Origin of the sequence: Salinirubellus litoreus (assembly GCF_037335815.1) — an archaeon.
Lineage (GTDB): Archaea > Halobacteriota > Halobacteria > Halobacteriales > Haloarculaceae > Salinirubellus > Salinirubellus litoreus.
In genome coordinates, this window is the sequence record NZ_CP147841.1 from 3,105,973 (window position 1) to 3,123,498 (window position 17,526).

Genomic DNA, 17,526 nt, shown 5'->3' on the forward strand with positions numbered 1-17,526 from the left:
GTACCGTCGCCGAGCGTCTACCCGATCGTCGCGCCGACGTAGAGGACTGCCACGAGGAACACCCAGACGGCGTCCACGAAGTGCCAGTAGAGCGAGACCGTCCGGACGGAGGTGTCCCGTTCCGCCGAGTAGTCCCCGCGGAGCGCCCGGCCGAGGACGATACCCAGGAGGAGGACGCCGAGGCTCACGTGCAGGCCGTGCAGGCCCGTGAGCCCGTAGAACGCGCTGGCGAAGACGCCGCTGGAGAGGGTGAACCCCTCCCCGACGACGAACTCGTAGTACTCGTAGACCTGACCGGCGAGGAAGACGACGCCGAGGGTGAACGTCGCGCCGAGCAGCCCCACGAACCGACGGCGGTTCCCTCCCTCTAAGGCCGCGTGACCGTAGTGGAGGGTGAGGCTGCTGGCGAGCAGCAGGAGCGTGTTCACGACGACGAGCGATCCCAGGAGCGAGGGGAGGTGCTCGGGAGGCCACGTCCCCACGCGAACGAACCCGTAGTAGACGAACCCCGCGGCGAAGGTGGCGACGTCGGAGACGAGGAACAGGACCATCCCGCCGGAGTAGAGCCCGGAGGGGTCCCCGGAGCCCGGCGAGTGGTCGGCGAGGAACGCCTCGTAGGCCCACCCCGCGAGGCCCACCAGGAGCCCCGACCCGCCGGCGACGCCCAGAACGAGCGGAATGAACCACGGGACCAGCCCGGGCCCGACGAGCGAGAGCCCGACGCCGGCGTAGAGTACGCCCGCCCCGAGCGCCGCGACGAGCGGCCAGCGGCTCGTGTGGTGTCCGTCGGCGGAAGCGTCCGCCACCTCGGTCGTTCCGGCCATGGTCGCCACTGTCCCCCGGGCGTGAAAAAACCGACCGGACGGGACGCGCCGGTCGCCCCGGGAACCACACTCCTCCCCCCTGTGGGTCGGTCCCCGTGTTCTCTCCGGTAGAGGTCTCGCTCGCCTTCCGGAGACGCTCGCGTTCGCTCGCGTCTCCCTACTCCTCACGGCTCGCCCCGCTCGCGGGCCACTCCGTTCCCCGCTCGCGGTTCGGGACGCGACCGAAGGGAGCGTCCCGCTCTCGCCGTTCGGATGTCCGCGGCCTCCCCCTGGTCGGCCGCGCTACTCCTCACGGGTCGCTACGCTCCCCGCTCGGCAAGATGTCTCGCTCGCCTTCGCTCGCTGCGACCTCTCACTCCCCCCCGGGATCGTAGAGGTGCCCGAAGAACGAGGACTGCGCGCGGCGGAGCCGTTCGAGGAACGCGGACTTCGAGACGCCGATCGCCTCCGCCACCTCGCTCGCGGTCACCTCCCGCGGGACCGAGAAGTAGCCCATCTGGTAGGCCGTCTCGACGGCCTCCTCCTGTGGGGGGGTGAGGTCCCACCGCCGGGCGACGGCGTCGTCACCGTCGTCGCCGAGCCGCGAGATACGTTCGACGGAGACGCCGACGGTCCCGCCGGCCGCCGCGAGCACTCCGCCGAGGACGTCGTTCCCGACGACGGCACCGACGTACCGCTCGGTGCCGGCGCGGTGGTGGACGGAGTCGACGAGGAAGCCCGCGTCGACCAGCCGGTGGACGGCACAGGGTGCCTCCGAGAGACAGCGATAGCTGTGCCGTCCGTCCGCGCCCACGCCGTGGAGATACCGGATCCGGTCGTCGGCGTCGAGGCGCTCGCCGACCGCGGGGTCGGAGGCCGTGAGGTGCAGCAGGGCGTGGCCGTCGGAGCGCAACAGCGGTGGGTTCGCGTCGACGCTCGCGCCCGTCTCGCGCGCGGCCGTCGCGACCGGGCAGTCGTCGTCGGTGACGCGGAACTCGACGACGAGGCACTCCGCGATCATACCCCGAGCACGGCGGCTCGCGACTTAATACCGCCGCGTGAGGGCGAGGAGGCTTCGAGGCGATGATTCAGAGGCCCGTTTGACCCTCCTCAAGGCACTTACCTCCGGAGTGACCACCGGCGGATATGGATCGCCGTCGAGTCCTCCTGACAGCCCTCCTCGCCGCATCGTCGGTGTTCGCGGGATGTACCACGACGCTCGGAGGGGGTGGGACGCCTACCCCGACCCACGCGAGCACCCCGGGGACACCCGCGGAGACACCGACATCGACGCCCGGCGGGACGCCAACCGCGACACCGTCCGCGACTCCTGGGGAGTGTGACGCCGTCGAACAGCATCCGGTCGACCCGTTCCGCGAGGACGTCGAGCCGAGCGAACTCCCCGAACCGCCCGAGGAGTGGAACCGATCGTCGGTCGAGGAGTACGTCGTCGCGTTCGAGAGGGCCTGGTCCCGAAACGCGGCGCTTCGAACCACCTCCACGAACGTCGAGGTGATCGTCGGTGAGGTCGCCGTGGAGGGCTCCGGTGACGCCTGGGTGGTCGAACTCACCTCGCGGACGAACACCTGGGCGCAGGGTCGGGCGACCGGGACGGCCACCGCGACCGTCGTCCACGGCGACGGCGCGAACGTCCCCGTCACCTACCGGCTGACCGACCGCGCGCTCTACCGGGAGGAGCGGCGCATCGGCGGGACCCCCTCGTCGAGCGTGACGAGTACTCCCGAACGGTTCGCCGAACGTCCGGTGGTCTGTTTCGGGGCGAACTGATCCCGGGCCACCCGAGCGGTGGGAAGGCCCAGCAGCACCCGTGACCTCCGGGACGTGATGCCGAGTTTCTTCGACCCCGGCCACGGGTTCCTGTCGTCCATCGACGAGGTGGTGGTCGCGGCCCTCGCCGTTCTCCCGTTCGTGCTGATCGGTGCGGTCGCGGAGTACGTCGGGGACGCGAAGGGGTGGACCGTCCTGGGCGCGCTCGTCGGGTACGTCGTCGCGCTGTTCGTGTTGGCACCCCCGTCTTCGCCGGGGAGTGGCACTACACGGTCGTCGCCGCGGTCCCGATCGTCCTGCTCGTCTACCTGTACCGCGGTCGGCGCGATCGGTCGTGATCCGGCTCGCCGATCCGAAACCCGGTATTAATTCCCCCCTCCGTGGTAGGAGAGTGCATGAGTGAGCGGACCGCCGCGGACGGGGGCTGGTTCGAGGGGCTAGAGCGGGGTGATCTCGACGGGGCCCGCGAGGCCATCGAGGACGGGAGCGTCGACGCCCCGGACGACTGGCCCGCGCTCGCCGTCGAGTCGGGGTTCGCCGGGAGCGAGGAGGCGTACTACGAGGCGCTCCGCCAGGCGACGATCGATGCCACGCGCCGGGCGGTTCACGAGCGCGAACGCGCTGGCGACCGGCAGCTGATCCATCAGATCCGGGCGATGGACGACTGTGACCGCGTGGCGAACGAACTCGCCGAGCGGGTCACGGAGTGGGCGGGGAGTCTGCTCGACGACGCGGGCGAGGGCGTCGCGGGTGCACGCGAGCTGGCCGAGCGCGAGGACACGCCGGAGTCGCTCCGATCGCTCGCCGCCCGCGTTCGCGACCTCGACGAGGAGGCCGGGAGGCTCCGGGCCTCGGTCGAGCGGGTCGCGCCAGGGGTCGCACCGAACCTCTCGGCGATGGCCGGGCCGGTGCTCGCCGCGCGCCTGATCGCGCTCGCCGGCGGGCTGGAGTCGCTGGCGAAGAAGCCCAGCGGGACGCTCCAGGTGCTCGGCGCGGAGGAGGCCCTGTTCGCCCACCTCCGGGGTCACGCGCCGTCGCCGAAACACGGCGTCATCTACACCCACGAGGCGGTACGGGGGACCCACCCCGACGACCGGGGGTCGGCGGCCCGGGCGCTCGCGGGGAAGCTCACCATCGCCGCTCGCGTCGATCACTACTCCGGCGACCGAAAACCGGAGCTCGACGAACAGCTGCGCGAGCGGATCGAGGCGATTCGGGCGCGGAAGGCGGCGGAGTCGAACGGGGGTGGGGACGGGTCGTGACCGTGCTCCCCGACGGCGTGGCTCGCCACGCGTTCGACGGCCGTGAGCGGCTCGCCACCCGCGGGCCGCCGGCCTACGGCGAGCCGACCGACGGAGAGTGGCGGGCGTGGGACCCGGGCCGTTCGAAGCTCGGCGCGATGATCGAGCGGGGGATGGACCTCGGCATAGACGGGGGAGAGACGGTCCTCTACCTGGGGGCGGCGAGCGGGACGACCGTCTCGCACGTCGCGGACTTCTCGGGACCTACCTACGCGGTGGAGTTCGCCGCCCGGCCCGCCCGTGACCTGCTCGACGTCTGTGAGGCTCGCGAGAACCTCTTCCCGCTACTGAAGGACGCGCGCCGCCCGGAGACGTACGCGCACGTGGTCGAACCCGTCGACCTGCTCGTCCAGGACGTCGCCACGCGGGGACAGGCGGCCGTGGCGCTGTCGAACCGGCGGTTCCTGGATCCGGACGGTCGGCTCCTCCTCGCCGTCAAGGCCCGAAGCGAGGACGTGACCGCCGAGCCCGCGAGCGTCTTCGAGCGCACGCTCGACCGCCTCCGCGAGGGCTACGAGGTGCTCGCGACCGAACGGCTCGACGGGTTCCACGACGACCACCTTGGCGTGGTCGCGCGGCCACAGTAGGGGAACGTTCCTTCCGATCACGTTCCGGAGCGGCGAGCGGTGACCGGAGGGGAATCGCGAGCGATAGCGGGGCGATAGGGCGAGCCGACCGCCCGAGGGGAACGTTTTAGCGGGCGGGAGTCACAGGTCGCAGGCATGGAGGAACTCGGGTCGGTCGGGGCGTTCGACCAGATGGGGACCGTGGGCGTCGAGGAGGAGTTCTTCGTGGTCGACGCCGACGGACGACCCGTCTCCGGGACCGACACGCTCGTCTACGGGACCGACCCGCCGGAGATACTCGACGGCCGGCTCGATCACGAACTGTTCAAGTGCGTCATCGAGACGCAGATCCCCACGGCGGGGTCGGTCGCGGAAGCCGAGGAGGGGGTTCGAGCGGTCCGCGAGGCGCTGGTCGAACACGCGGCCGCCCACGGATTCGGCGTCGCCGCCGCGGGTCTCCACCCGTCGGCGGACTGGCGCGAACTCGAACACGCCGAGAAGCCACGCTACCGCTCGCAACTCGAGCGCATCCAGTACCCGCAGCACCGCAACACGACCGCGGGCGTCCACGTCCACGTCGGCGTCGACGACGCCGACAAGGCGACCTGGATCGCGAACGCCGTTCGCTGGCACTGTCCGGTGTTGCTCGCGCTGTCGGCGAACTCTCCCTACTGGTGTCGCTTCGACACGGGGCTCGAATCGGCGAGGGCGAAGATCTTCGAGGGGCTCCCGAACACCGGGATGCCCACCGCGTTCGACTCGTTCGAGGCGTACGCGGAACTCGAACGCCGGCTCGTCGAGTACGGCTCGATCGAGGACCGCGGCGAACTCTGGTACGACGTCCGTCCACACTCCGGCCACGGGACGGTCGAGGTCCGCGCCCCGGACGCGCAGGCCGACCCCGAGGTGACCCTGGCGTTCGTGGAGTACGTCCACGCGCTCGTGTGTGACCTCGCCGAGCGGTACGAGGACGGCGAGACGGTCCCACAGCCCCGTCGGGAGGTCCTCGACGAGAACAAGTGGCGGGCGATCAGACACGGCCGGGACGCCTCGTTCATCCGCCGGGACAGTCAGGGTACGGTCACCCTCGACCGGGCCGTCGAGCGGGCGGCCGACCGGCTCGGCGTCGACGGCGTCCTCGACGTCCTCGACCGTGAGGACGGCGCATCCCACCAGCGTCGACTACGGGAGGAGTCCGGAATAGACGCGCTCCGTGAGTCGCTACTGATCCCCGGATCGAGCTAGTCCGGCGCTGATCCGGTGATCCGGTGGTGACCGCGCGGTCGGTGTCGCCCGGCCGCGAGCGGCGACGGCGAGACGACGGACGCCGAATGGGGTCCTCGTCGGCGGGTGCGTCGGCCACCGAGCCGAAGCGACTAAGCGATACCACTCCGTGGCCCGGGTCATGCAGGTGGTGCTGGGCGGGACGTTCGACCCGGTGCACGACGGCCACCGCGCGCTGTTCGAACGGGCGTTCGAACTGGGCGACGTGACCGTCGGCCTCACCAGCGACGAACTCGCTCCGAAGACCAGGAACGTCGACCGGCTCGTCCGGAGCTACGAGGACCGGTGCCGAGCGCTCGAGGACGAACTCGAGCGGTTCGCGGCCGAGTACGACCGCTCGTTCGAGATCAGGGAGCTCCACGAGCCGACCGGCGTCGCCACCGAGCCGGGGTTCGACGTCCTCGTCGTCTCGCCCGAGACCGAGCGGGGCGCTCGTATGGTCAACGACGAGCGCCGCGAGAACGGCCTCGAACCGCTCGAGGTGGAGGTGGTCGGGCACGTCCACGCCGACGACGGCGAGATCATCTCCTCGACGCGCATCGTCAACGGCGAGATCGACGAGCACGGGAACCTCACGCCGGGTCGCGAGGGCCGCCGTCCCGCCGACCACTGACCACCTGGTCGATCACGTCACCGGACGACCGCCGGGCGCTCGCGGGTCCTCGGCGCCCCGGGTCACCACGAGGGGGGTTCGAGGCCGGCCTCCTCCATCAGGTCCTTCCAGCGGCTCTGGACGGTGATCCGCGAGACCTCGGCGGCCTCGGCGACATCCCCCTGGGAACGGCGCTCGCCGGCGACCAGACAGCCGACGTAGAGCGCCGCCGCCATCGTCGCCCGCTTCGAGCGGTCGGCCTCGGGCAGCGTCGAGAGGAACAGGTCCGCGGCCCGCGACCGGGCGTCGCTCCCGAGTTCGAGCCGATCGGCCGCCCGGTCGAGCCGGGCCAGCCAGGCCTCGTGCTCCACCTCGTCGCTCGCGCGGTACACGCCCCGCGATAGTTCGCCCACCTACTTAACTCCGCACGCGCCCGACGCCCGCGCCACCGGCCGAGTCCGCGCTCCCGGACCGAAGTACGGAGCTTTTTGTAGCAAGCCGACCGACCCGCGAGTAATGAGTAGCGTCATGACGATGGCCTCGATGTCTACCTACGCCATTCTCGGTTGCGGGAGCGTCGGGCACGCGGTGGCCGAGGAACTCGAAGACGAGGGCAAGGACGTCCTCATCCTCGACCGCGACGAGGGCCGCGTCGAGGCGCTCCGCGACCAGGACCTCGACGCCCGGACCGCCGACATCTCCGAGGAGGGCGTCGCCGACATGGTCTCCGAGCGGGACGTCCTCCTCGTGCTCTCCTCGGACGTCGAGGCGAACAAGGCCGCCGTGCGGAACATACGTCAGCGCGGTGGCGACCAGTTCATCATCGTCCGTGCCTCGGATCCCGTCACGGCGGACGAACTCACCGAGCTCGGGGTCGACGTCGTCATCAACCCCTCCGCCGTGATCGCCGACTCGGCGCTCCGCGCCCTCGAGACGGGCGAGCTCGAGTACAAGGCCAAACAGCTCCGCGAGATCCTCACCGCGGGAGAGACCCTCGCGATCCTCGCCCACCGCTCGCCCGATCCCGACTCCATCGCCTCGGCGGTCGCGCTCCAGGCCATCGCCGAGTCGCTCGACGTCCACACCCACATCCTCTACGAGGGCGAGATCGGCCACCAGGAGAACCGGGCGTTCGTCAACCTGCTGGGGATCGAGCTCTCGCCGCTCGACGAGGAGGAGCTCGCCGCCTACGACACCCTCGCGCTCGTCGACTACGCCAAGGCCTCCGACTACACCCTGGACCGAGACCCTGACGTCTTCATCGACCACTTCGAACCCGACCTGGAGTTCGACGCCGGGTTCATGGACGTCCGTCCGAACGTCTCCTCGACCTCGACGATCCTCACCAAGTACATCCAGGAGTTCGACCTCAACCTCTCCGAGGAGGTCGCCACCGCGCTGCTCTACGGTATCCGCGCCGAGACACTGGATTTCAAGCGCGACACCACGCCCGCCGATCTGACCGCCGCGGCCTACCTCTACCCGTTCGCCGACCACGACACGCTCGAACAGGTCGAGTCCCCCTCGCTCTCGCCCGAGACGCTCGACGTGCTCGCCGAGGCCATCCAGAACCGCGACGTCAAAGGCTCGCACCTCGTCTCGAACGCCGGATTCATCCGCGACCGCGACGCCCTCTCGCAGGCCGCGAAACAGCTACTGAACCTCGAGGGCATCACGACCACCGCGGTCTTCGCCATCGCCGACAACACGATCCACCTCGTCGCCCGCTCGAAGGACATCCGGATGAACATCGGGAACGTCCTCCAGGACGCGTTCGGGGAGATGGGCGAGGTCGTCGGGCACTCCACCGAGGCGACCGCGGAGATCCCGCTCGGCATCTTCACGGGTCTCGAGACCAGCGACGACCGGCGCGAGACGCTGCTCGATCTGACCGAGAACGCGGTCCGGACGAAGCTGTTCGCGGCCATGGGCGTCGAGGGCGGCGAGTCCGCCAACGGCGGCTAGGAGCGGGGGGAAAGGGCCCACTCTCGCTCGTGGACTGGCGGGCCGAGCGAGCCAATCCGTCGAACGGGGCGACGACCGCCGCGGACACGACGGCGTGAGGTCGGGGCGCACGGTCGGGTAACACTCAAACTGACGGCCGACCCACTGCAGGGGTATGACCGACCGGGACGCGGACGAGGGGCGTGAGGCCGGCGACTACCGGCCGGGACTGGAGGGCGTGATCGCGGCCGAGACACGGCTCTCGCGCATCGACGGCGAGGCGGGCGAACTCGTGATCGGCGGCTTTCCCGTCCCGGAACTCGCCGCAAACGCGACGTTCGAGGAGACGCTCTACCTCCTCTGGAACGACCGCCTCCCCACGGGACCGGAACTCGACTCGCTCCGCGAGCGCCTCCGGCGGAACCGGCGGCTCCCGGCGGAGACGCTCGCGGTGGTCCGCGAGGTGGCCGACCGGGGCGACCCGGCGATGGACGCCCTGCGCGCGGCGGTCGCCAGCGCGAACGTCGGCCGGGAGGGCGGCGAGGACCCCGAGCGCGACGCGATACGGGCAACGGCGATCGTCCCGACCGCCGCGGCAGCCTACTGGCGCTACCGGCGGGGCGAGACGCCGGTCGCCCCCCGCGAGGACCTCGGCCACGCCGCGAACTACCTCTACGCGCTGACCGGCGAGGAGCCCACCGATGCCGCGGTGCGGGGGCTCGAAACGTACCTGAACTGCGTGGTCGACCACGGGCTGAACGCCTCGACGTTCGTCGCCCGGTCGGTGGTCTCCACGGAATCGGACCTGCTCTCCGCGGTGACCGCCGGCGTCGGGGCGCTGAAGGGTCCGCTCCACGGCGGCGCGCCGGGCCCGGTGCTCGACATGCTCCGGGTGGTCCACGACTCGGGTGACCCGGAGACGTGGGTCCGTGACCGCCTCGACTCGGGCGAGCGGCTGATGGGGTTCGGCCACCGCGTCTACCGGGTGCGGGATCCCCGAGCCTCGGTGCTCTCGGCGGCCGCGGAACGGTTCTACGAGGGCGAGGAGGACCGCGGGTTCTTCGAGACGGCCGTGGCGTTCGAGGACGTCGCGCGCGAACTGCTCGCCGAGCACCGGCCCGACCACCGGCTCGACACGAACGTCGAGTTCTACACCGCCGTCCTGCTCGCGGGTGTCGGCGTGCCCCGCGACCTGTTCACGGCGACGTTCGCAGTCGGCCGGGTCGGCGGGTGGACGGCCCACTGCATGGAACAGCTCGAGAACAACCGTATCGTCCGGCCGCGGGCGCGGTACGTCGGGAGCGAGGGACGGACGTGGACCCCGCTCGGGGAGCGCTGAATCGCCGGATCAGGCGGCTTCTTCCTCGTCCTCGCGACCCCGCATCCGCTCGACGATGTCGTTGACGAGCACGATGTCGCCGACCGACCGGACCCACCGGTAGGGGACGATGACCCCGCGGGCCCCCGCGGCCCGGTCCTCGAAGAGGTCGCGGTTGAGCTCCGTCATCGCCAGCCCGGTGACGATCTCCTGTTCGACGTCGAGCCGGAGGTCTTCGACCTCGCCGACGAAGACGCCGTTGTTCGAGTAGACCTCCCGGCCGACGAGCGACGTGATCTCCTGGGGTTCGCTCCGGTCCATGCGCGACGTATCGGAGGGGGAGGTTTAAAAGGTGGCGTCAGACTACTCGGCCCAGAGCCTCGCCGAACGCGGCCAGCGACGCCTCGGCGCGCTCGGGTGGCTCCCCGAGGCTCACCCGGACTCCCTCGGGTACACCGAAGAAGCGACCGGGGACCACGAGCACGTCGTCCTCCCAGGCGGCTACGGCGACGGCGTCACCGTCGGCCTCCTCGTGGGTCAGGAGGGCGTACGGACACCCCTCGAAGACGTGGCCGTCGAGGTCGGAACGGTCGGCCACGAACGAGCGGAGCAGGTCGTGGTTGGCCAGACACCGCTCGCGCTGGTCGGCCACGATGTCCGAGCGGGCCGCGAGCGCCCGCCGGGCGAGTGTCCGCGACGGCCCGGCCACCGCCATGAAGTGGAACGCGACCTCGCGTGCCCGCTCGACGAACGACGGGTCGGCGACGAGCCACCCCACGCGGAGCGGGCCGAACCCCCAGAACTTCGTGAGCGATCCCGTGACCACGGCGTTCGGGACGCCGGCGGCGGTCGGGCCGCCGAAGGCTCCGTCCCCCTCGCCGGCCGCACCGTAGGGCGCGTACACCTCGTCGACGAGCAGTCGGGCGTCGGCGGACGCGGCCGCTTCGGCCGCCTCGGCGAGGGTCTCGCGGCCGGCGCGCGCACCCGTGGGGTTGTGGCGGTTCGAGGCGACGACCAGGGTGGTCTCGTCCATCGCCGCCGCCTCGATCCTGTCGGGGTCGAGCTCCCAGGCCTCCCCGCGCCGGTAGCGGTCGACGGTCGCGCCGAGCCCCCGCGGCGTGGCGACGTGTGGCTCGTAGCCCGGCTTCTCGACCAGCACCCGGCCCGGGGAGGCAGCCGACTCGTCCGACGCGTCGGCCGACGCACCCAGGGCGACGGCGGTCGCCAGGAGGTTGGCCGACGACGCGCCGGGGGTCACCAGCACCCGCTCGGCGTCGACGCCGTAGGCATCGGCGACGAGCTCCCGGAGGCTCGCGCCGGGTGTCGGCAGGTCGGCCAGCCGCGGGGGGACGACCTCGCCGTCCCCGCCCGCTTCCGGTCGGAGGTCGCTCGATCCGAGGTCGTGGACCGCCGCCTCGATCCGCGGGAGGATCCAGTGGACGTACTCGATCGGGGGGAACACGGAGGGGTGTCGTCGGTCTCGGGGTTCAACCTTCCGACCCGACGCCGGCGATCCGCTCCACTCCCTGTCGGCGTCCCCTGGGTCGGGTGTGAGCCCGATGCCGGGGAGCCGGGTTTCGGCGACGAGAGTGTACTCGTCGGACCGAAACGCCGTGCGATTAAAACCCCGTGGGCCGAACGGGTAGTCATGAGTGACGCAGACACGGAGCCCGAAACGAGCGAACCCGTCCACGTCGAGGGACGGGATCACCTCCAGCGGCTGATCGAGGGGAACGGCGTCGTCCTCGTGGACTTCCACGCCGAGTGGTGCGGCCCGTGCAAGATGCTCGAACCGACCGTCGAGGCCATCGCGGCCGAAACCGACGCCGCGGTCGCCAAGGTCGACATCGACGACCACCAGGAGATCGCCAGGGAGTTCCAGGTCCAGGGCGTCCCGACGCTCTACCTCTTCGCCGGCGGGGAGCCGAGCCAGCGCTGGGTCGGCGTGCAGGACCAGGGGACGCTCGTCGAGGCCATCGAGGCTGCGGCGTAGGCGGACTCCCTGGTGCGGGCGTGAAAGGGTTCAGGGCCGGAACTGCGGTGCGAGCGACGGCCGCGTATCAGGTACCGTTCCCGCCGCCCCCATCGCTCCCACGTTCCCACGTTCCGTCGCCGCTTTGAACCACCGGCGTAAACCGCCGTCTCGATGAACACGGTAGAGATCGCGGTCCGTCTCGTCGCCGGCCTGCTGCTCATCCTCAGCAACGGCTTCTTCGTCGCGATCGAGTTCGCGCTGACGCGGGCCCGGCAGTTCACCGAGGACGAGTTCGTCGACGGCGACTCCAAGCTCGAGCGCGCCTGGGAGATGACCCAGGACCTCGAGCTCTACCTGACGACCTGCCAGGTCGGGATCACGGCGTCGAGTATCGCGGTCGGGATCGTCGCCGAACCCGCGCTGGCGGCGCTGTTCGAGCCGCTGTTCGCCGGTTCGACACTCGCGACGATCGGGGCCGGCGCGCTCATCGCGTACTTCATCATCAACCTCGTCCACCTCACTCACGGGGAACAGGCACCGACCTACCTGGGGGTCGAGCGCTCGCGGCTGGTCTGCCGGTACGGCGCGGCTCCCCTCCACTGGTTCTACGTGATCATCTCGCCGGTCATCAAGCTCGGGGACTGGGTGGCCAAGTGGACGCTCCGGCTGTTCGGCATCGAGATGACCGGCGCGTGGCTCGAAACCGAGGAGGACGTCATCGAGTCGCGGGCGGACCTCCGGAACCGTCTCGGCTCGGTCCTGAACCGGGGGGACCTGCCCGAGGACCGCCGCGAGGAGGTCATGGCCGCGGTGGACATCGACTCGATGGAGGCACGGGACGTGATGGTCGACGCGGATTCGGTAGTGACGCTGTCGGTGGCCGAGCCGCTGGCGGTGAACTTAGAACGGATGCGCGAGAACCCCCACAGCCGCTTTCCGCTGGTCGGCGAGTCGCTCGAGGACTTCCGGGGGATCGTCTACACACCCGCGGTCCTCCGGGACCAGCCCGCCCTCGAGAGCGGCGACGCGACCCTGTCGGACGTGGCGACCGACCCGATGTGGGTCGAGGCCTCGCTGTCGGTCTCGGAGCTCATCGACCGCTTCCAGGAGGCGGGTCAGGAGCTCGCGCTCGTCACGGAGGAGGACGCGGTCGTGGGGCTGGTGACCGTGACCGACGCCGTCGAGGCCATCACGGGCGAGGTGACCGACCCGCTGGACGCCGAGAAACAGGGGGACGACCCCCCGAACTAACCGCGCGGCAGGAAGGCGTCGAGCGTCCCGACGAACCGGTCGGGGGCCTCGCGCGGGGGCCAGTGGGCGACGCCCTCGAACGTCTCGATTTCGGCACCGGGGACCGAGGCGGCGGCGGCACGGGCCCACTCGACCGGGAACAGCCCGTCCTCCTCCCCGTGGACGAACAGCGTCGGCGCGTCGATCCGATCGAGCCGGTCGGTGTAGTCCGTACGGTAGCCGTCGCTGCTCACCTCCGCCCGCCGCCAGTGCCGGAACGCCTTGCCGGCCTCCGGGCGGCCGACCCGCTCGTGGAGTTCGGCGACGACCTCGTCGGGGATCGAGTCCGGGTCGACGACGATGCCGCCGAGCGAGGCGCGGGTGAGGCGTTCGCTCCGGGCGAGCAGCGCCAGCGAGACCCGGTTCAGCTGTGGGACACGGGAGAGGGCCCACGACAGTTTCCCGTTCGGGAGGTCGCGTCCGAGCCCGTAGCTGTCGACGGGGACGAGGTGGTCGACCCGTCCGGGCGAGCGCAGTGCGAGCCCGATGGCGATGCCGCCGCCGAGCGAGAGCCCCACGATCGAGGGCGAGTCGAGACCCAGACCGTCGAGGAACGACTCGACGACGCCGACGTGCCAGGCGGTCGAGTAACTCACGTCGGGGCGGTCGGACTCGCCGTAGCCGGCGAGGTCGGGCGCGATCACCCGCCGGTCCTCGGCGAGTCGGTCAACGACGCCACCCCACGAGAGCGAGGCGCAGTCGATCACGCCCCCGTGGAGGAGGACGACGGTCGGATCGGCCGGATCGCCCGCCGCGAGGTAGTGCATGGAGACGCCGTCGGCGTCACACCAGCCGTGTTCCATACCCGCGCTACTCGCCGGACCCACTTGTAGCGGACGTTCCGTGGCGGCGATCACGGCGAACCGAAACGAGGCGACAGGAACGTGACAGCGAAGGTCCGCGGGGGTGTGTGCCCCGCGCGTGACACTACGGAGCCGAACGGCTCCGAGAAACAGTACGGAGCTCTGAAATATAAGTCCCCGGCCCCCTCCGCCGTGACCTCACCCCCTGACGGGCGCTCCCGAGGGATCCGCCAGTACCGAGCGAACGGGGGCACACGGACGCCGTCTCGACTGCGATTCCGGGGCCCGGTCGATCCGCCGCGGTCGGGTATAAGTCCCCCCGTCCCGTCGTGCGTGTCATGTACCGACGGATCGTGGTCCCGACCGACGGTAGCGAGGCGTCGATGCGGGCGGCGCGGGAGGCGTTCGACATCGCCGCCGAGAGCGGGGGTACCGTCCACGTCCTGGCCGTCGTCGACGAGTCGCCGAGTTCGCTGCTGTTGAGCGGCGAGTCGATGGGGCCGCTGATGGGCCGGCTCAACGAGGAGGCCGAGGAGCACGTCGAGGCCGTCGCGGCCGAGGCACCCTCCGACGTGACGGTCGAGACCGACGTGATCCGCGGAACGGCCGTCTTCCGCGCCATCGTCGGCTACGCCGAGGAGGTGGGAGCGGACCTCCTGGTCATGGGGTCGACCGGTCGGGGCGGTATCGGCGGTCTCCTGGGCAGCACGACACAGCGAGTGACCGAGAACACGGCCGTTCCGGTGCTCGTCATCTCCGGTCCGGAGGCGGTGTCGGACGATACCGCCGGACAGAACGGTCGATAGTCTCGACGGGGGCGCTACCGGCCGAATCTATCAGAGCCACCATCCGCCGGTAGAGGAGTGACCGGTCCGTAGCCGACACCGCATCCGTCCCGCGCTCCGGAGCGCGTCGGGGACGAGCCGCTTGCCACCTCGCCACGGTTTATACGGTTCGCGGTCCTCGGAACGGCCATGCCGATGAAATCCTCCGGCGGAGGGTCCGTCAACGAGATCGACCGCTGGGAGGGCGGGGCGGGATGGATCGCTCACCCCGAGGAGGGGATGCAGCGCGCCAGCCACGCGTTCGTCGGTGAGGACGGCGTGTGGGTGGTCGACCCGGTCGACGTGCCGGGGCTCGACGGGTTCCTCGCGGACCTGGGTGAGGTCGCCGGTACCGTCGTGACCCTCGACCGTCACCGCCGCGACGCGGCGTCGATCGCACGACGACACGACGCCGCGGTCCACATCCCGTCCTGGATGTCGGGTGTGGAGTCGAAGGTCGACGCCCCGGTCGAGCGACTCGACGGCCGGCTTGGAGAGACTGCGTTCGAGGTCAGACGCGTCGTCGACAACCCCTTCTGGCAGGAGGCGGCGCTGTACGACCCCGATCGGGAGGTGCTGTTCACGCCCGAGGCCCTCGGGACGGTCGAGTACTACCGTGCGCCGGGCGAGCGAGTCGGCGTCCACCCGATGCTCCGGCCGCTTCCCCCGCGCGAACTCGGCCGGCTCGGGATCGACCGACTGCTCTGTGGACACGGCGAGGGCGTCCCGTCGGGAGCGGACACGGCGGTGTCGGCCGCGCTCTCGGGTGCGCGGCGGAACGCCCCGGGGCTCTACCTGAAGACGCTCAGGAACGCGCTCGGCGGGTGATTGCGAGCCCCACACGGCCGACAGGTTTTTTCAGTACGACGCGCGAATGTATCCGAAGACGGAGGTTCGGAGCGTACGGTGTCGAGACGGGGAGCGACCACGGCCGAATGAATGACAGTCGAAGTAATAGCCGGCGAGGACGGGGGTGTCAGCGTTCACGATCACATCGAGCGCCGCCGGTGTCAGCTCCTGACGGACGGCCCGGTCACGCCGCGTAGCGTCGATACGGACGGATTCAGTTTCCCCGTCGACACCGCCGTCACGTTCGAGACCGGGGAGATCCGCCTCCCCTACGAGGTCAACACGCTCGTCAGGAGCGTCGACGGCGAGATACTGGCGGACCTCCACATACTCGACCAGCACGAGTTCGATGACGGGACCTTCTTCGTCGAGATCTCGGCCGCGGTCAAGCTGTACATCCAGGTCACGGGGCCGGTGCTCGTGCGGGCCGAACCCACGGAGACGGTCGTCGAGCTCGACGAGGTCCGCGAGGTACGGATCGGCGTCCGCTCCTACCACGAGCGACCGGCGACGACCATCACGACGACCGAGGACCCCGTCGACCTGATGCGCGCCGTCTCCCACCTGAGCAGCGCCCTCAAGACCACGACCCCCGACCGCTCGTATCCGACCCTCCGCGGTCACCCTCCGGAACTGGAGCTCGGCGAACGGTTCGATCTGCCGGGGTTCATCGAGACTCCGGACACGGGCGTCCGGATCGAGGTTCCCCCGGCGATCGAGTCGGTGTTCCCCGTCGCGTCCCTCGCGTACTACCTCGGCGCGGAGGTGGTCCCGGGAGTCGAACCCCGGATCGTGGCGGACGGGTTCGAACAGCCGCTCGAATCGGCGGGGATCGGATTCGAGCGGACGGTCTCCCGCGTGCTGAAACAGACGTTCTTCCTCGACTGTCTGACGCGGACGGAGGGCAATCGCGGACCGCCGCTCCACGAGCGAGCGGCCCTCGAGGACGTCGTGTCCGTCCCGCTCGGGGACCTCTACGACGCGCCACCGGGCGAGCGGCTGTCGGCGTACTTCGATATCCCGTACGAGACGGTCGAGCCTCTCCTCCCCCGGTGGAAGCTCACCGCACACGTTCAGGCCGAAGCGCCGCACGTCTCCATACTTCCCTTCCTCGTCGACGACCTCGCCGTGATCCGGACGCCGGAGCCGAACCGTACGGCCGCCGCCGACGTCGAGACGGCCGCCGTCGACGCGTACCTGCGCAGTGACGGCGGTGTTCGCGCCGGCTCCCGGAGCGAGGAGCGTGCGCCGTCGGTGGTCGAGTTCGGCGACTCCGACTCGATCGAGCAGGCCTGGGTGGGTGAGGAGGCCCCCCTCGGGGCGAGCAAGGCCATGATCGAGGCGTACCGGAACCGGATCGCCAGGACGCCCCGTGCTGGGGACATCGACGTAGTCCTCGTGTGCAACGACGAGGAGATGAGCGACGAACTCGACGGCGCGAACAGGGTGTACGGCTCCCGCGAGGAGGTGCCGTTCGACGTCACCACCTACCGTGGGCTCACCCCCGACCGCCTCGCGCTGGTCCTCGAATCGGACATCGACTTCCTCCACTACGTGGGCCACATCGACGAGTCCGGGTTCCAGTGTGAGGGTGGGACGCTCGACGCCGCCAGCCTCTCGACGGTCGGCGTCGACTCGTTCTTCCTGAACGCCTGTGCCTCCTACGATCAGGGGATCGAACTCATCCGGAAGGGTGCCATCGGCGGCGCGGTCACCCTGAACGACGTCATCAACAGCGGTGCGCTCCGCGTCGGCCGGACCATGGCGGGGCTCCTCAACTGCGGGTTCCCGCTGCGACCGGCGCTGAACATCGCCAGCGACCGCTCGATCGTGGGCAGCCAGTACCTCGTCGTCGGGGACGGGAACGTCGACATCGCACACGCCGAGGGACTCGTCCCGGAACTCATCGACGTCCACCGGGGCGCGGACGGGGGGAACTACGAGGTCACCATCTCCACCTACCCGACGGACCACGTCGGCGTCGGTAGCATCTACCGCCCGGACGTCGGTGAACTCGAGGAGTACTTCCTCGTCGGGAGCAGGGAGATGAACTTCGAGGTGTCCGAAGCGCAGTTACGGCAGTTCCTCGGGCTCGCCGTGTCGCCGACCAGGGTCGACGGCGAGTTCACGTGGAGCGATCAGGTGACCCTCGACGGGTGACAGTGACGATTCCGCAGGAACAGTAACGG

At 70.5% G+C, this 17,526-nt stretch carries 19 protein-coding genes; 13 read left to right on the plus strand and 6 right to left on the minus strand.

Annotation, left to right across the window (positions count from 1 at the left end):
• Window positions 1-17 precede the first annotated feature (17 nt).
• Both WDJ58_RS15515 and WDJ58_RS15520 read right to left on the minus strand, forming a co-directional pair.
• Complete coding sequence (locus tag WDJ58_RS15515) at window positions 18-824, minus strand: cytochrome c oxidase subunit 3 (protein WP_338914178.1); 807 nt, start codon at window positions 822-824, stop codon at window positions 18-20.
• A gap of 352 nt (window positions 825-1,176) precedes the next feature.
• Window positions 1,177-1,824, minus strand: a complete 648-nt coding sequence (locus WDJ58_RS15520) for a helix-turn-helix domain-containing protein (RefSeq protein WP_338914179.1) — start codon at window positions 1,822-1,824, stop codon at window positions 1,177-1,179.
• 125 nt (window positions 1,825-1,949) lie between these two features.
• Here WDJ58_RS15520 and WDJ58_RS15525 point away from each other — a divergent pair, with 125 nt between their 5' ends.
• From WDJ58_RS15525 to WDJ58_RS15550, 6 genes are all read left to right on the plus strand, one after another.
• Window positions 1,950-2,591, plus strand: a complete 642-nt coding sequence (locus tag WDJ58_RS15525; RefSeq protein ID WP_338914180.1) for a hypothetical protein — start codon at window positions 1,950-1,952, stop codon at window positions 2,589-2,591.
• A gap of 57 nt (window positions 2,592-2,648) precedes the next feature.
• Window positions 2,649-2,960, plus strand: coding sequence for a hypothetical protein (locus WDJ58_RS15530; protein ID WP_338914181.1), 312 nt, complete (start codon window positions 2,649-2,651; stop codon window positions 2,958-2,960).
• Window positions 2,961-2,986: 26 nt separating this feature from the next.
• The gene (locus WDJ58_RS15535) at window positions 2,987-3,853 is read left to right on the plus strand and encodes an NOP5/NOP56 family protein (RefSeq protein WP_338914182.1); all 867 of its coding nucleotides are present in this window, start codon (window positions 2,987-2,989) and stop codon (window positions 3,851-3,853) included.
• Window positions 3,850-4,479 carry a fibrillarin-like rRNA/tRNA 2'-O-methyltransferase gene (locus tag WDJ58_RS15540; protein ID WP_338914183.1) on the plus strand — a complete coding sequence of 210 codons (630 nt, stop codon included), beginning with the start codon at window positions 3,850-3,852 and terminating at the stop codon, window positions 4,477-4,479. The genes WDJ58_RS15535 and WDJ58_RS15540 overlap by 4 nt, the downstream gene beginning before the upstream one ends.
• A gap of 135 nt (window positions 4,480-4,614) precedes the next feature.
• Window positions 4,615-5,703 (plus strand): glutamate--cysteine ligase, encoded by a 1,089-nt coding sequence (locus tag WDJ58_RS15545; RefSeq protein WP_338914184.1) that lies wholly within the window; start codon window positions 4,615-4,617, stop codon window positions 5,701-5,703.
• A 160-nt stretch (window positions 5,704-5,863) separates the two neighbouring features.
• Window positions 5,864-6,355 (plus strand): phosphopantetheine adenylyltransferase, encoded by a 492-nt coding sequence (locus WDJ58_RS15550; protein ID WP_338914185.1) that lies wholly within the window; start codon window positions 5,864-5,866, stop codon window positions 6,353-6,355.
• Between the two features lie 62 nt (window positions 6,356-6,417).
• Here WDJ58_RS15550 and WDJ58_RS15555 read toward each other — a convergent pair whose 3' ends face one another.
• Complete coding sequence (locus WDJ58_RS15555; RefSeq protein ID WP_338914186.1) at window positions 6,418-6,726, minus strand: transcription initiation factor IIB family protein; 309 nt, start codon at window positions 6,724-6,726, stop codon at window positions 6,418-6,420.
• Between the two features lie 124 nt (window positions 6,727-6,850).
• Here WDJ58_RS15555 and WDJ58_RS15560 point away from each other — a divergent pair, with 124 nt between their 5' ends.
• Together WDJ58_RS15560 and WDJ58_RS15565 are read left to right on the plus strand one after the other, a co-directional pair.
• Window positions 6,851-8,299: a DHH family phosphoesterase gene (locus WDJ58_RS15560; RefSeq protein WP_338914187.1), complete on the plus strand. Its 1,449-nt coding sequence runs from the start codon at window positions 6,851-6,853 to the stop codon at window positions 8,297-8,299.
• Between the two features lie 154 nt (window positions 8,300-8,453).
• Entirely contained in the window at window positions 8,454-9,617 is a 1,164-nt protein-coding gene (locus WDJ58_RS15565; RefSeq protein ID WP_338914189.1) for a citrate synthase, read from the plus strand.
• Window positions 9,618-9,626: 9 nt separating this feature from the next.
• Here WDJ58_RS15565 and WDJ58_RS15570 read toward each other — a convergent pair whose 3' ends face one another.
• Both WDJ58_RS15570 and WDJ58_RS15575 read right to left on the minus strand, forming a co-directional pair.
• Window positions 9,627-9,917, minus strand: a complete 291-nt coding sequence (locus tag WDJ58_RS15570) for a PRC-barrel domain-containing protein (RefSeq protein ID WP_338914190.1) — start codon at window positions 9,915-9,917, stop codon at window positions 9,627-9,629.
• 37 nt (window positions 9,918-9,954) lie between these two features.
• Window positions 9,955-11,058 (minus strand): pyridoxal phosphate-dependent aminotransferase, encoded by a 1,104-nt coding sequence (locus WDJ58_RS15575; RefSeq protein ID WP_338914191.1) that lies wholly within the window; start codon window positions 11,056-11,058, stop codon window positions 9,955-9,957.
• A gap of 186 nt (window positions 11,059-11,244) precedes the next feature.
• Between WDJ58_RS15575 and trxA the strand changes: the two genes are divergently transcribed.
• Window positions 11,245-11,589: a thioredoxin gene (gene trxA, locus WDJ58_RS15580; RefSeq protein WP_338914192.1), complete on the plus strand. Its 345-nt coding sequence runs from the start codon at window positions 11,245-11,247 to the stop codon at window positions 11,587-11,589.
• A gap of 153 nt (window positions 11,590-11,742) precedes the next feature.
• The gene (locus WDJ58_RS15585) at window positions 11,743-12,822 is read left to right on the plus strand and encodes a hemolysin family protein (protein ID WP_338914194.1); all 1,080 of its coding nucleotides are present in this window, start codon (window positions 11,743-11,745) and stop codon (window positions 12,820-12,822) included.
• On the opposite strand, the gene WDJ58_RS15590 is transcribed toward WDJ58_RS15585, so the two are convergent.
• The gene (locus tag WDJ58_RS15590; RefSeq protein WP_338914195.1) at window positions 12,819-13,664 is read right to left on the minus strand and encodes an alpha/beta fold hydrolase; all 846 of its coding nucleotides are present in this window, start codon (window positions 13,662-13,664) and stop codon (window positions 12,819-12,821) included. The two genes, WDJ58_RS15585 and WDJ58_RS15590, sit on opposite strands and share 4 nt — an antisense overlap.
• 338 nt (window positions 13,665-14,002) lie before the next feature.
• Here WDJ58_RS15590 and WDJ58_RS15595 point away from each other — a divergent pair, with 338 nt between their 5' ends.
• From WDJ58_RS15595 to WDJ58_RS15605, 3 genes are all read left to right on the plus strand, one after another.
• Complete coding sequence (locus WDJ58_RS15595) at window positions 14,003-14,470, plus strand: universal stress protein (protein ID WP_338914196.1); 468 nt, start codon at window positions 14,003-14,005, stop codon at window positions 14,468-14,470.
• Between the two features lie 168 nt (window positions 14,471-14,638).
• Window positions 14,639-15,316 (plus strand): hypothetical protein, encoded by a 678-nt coding sequence (locus WDJ58_RS15600; protein WP_338914198.1) that lies wholly within the window; start codon window positions 14,639-14,641, stop codon window positions 15,314-15,316.
• 111 nt (window positions 15,317-15,427) lie between these two features.
• On the plus strand, window positions 15,428-17,497 hold the full coding sequence (locus tag WDJ58_RS15605; RefSeq protein ID WP_338914199.1) for a hypothetical protein: 2,070 nt from the start codon (window positions 15,428-15,430) through the stop codon (window positions 17,495-17,497).
• Window positions 17,498-17,526 lie beyond the last annotated feature (29 nt).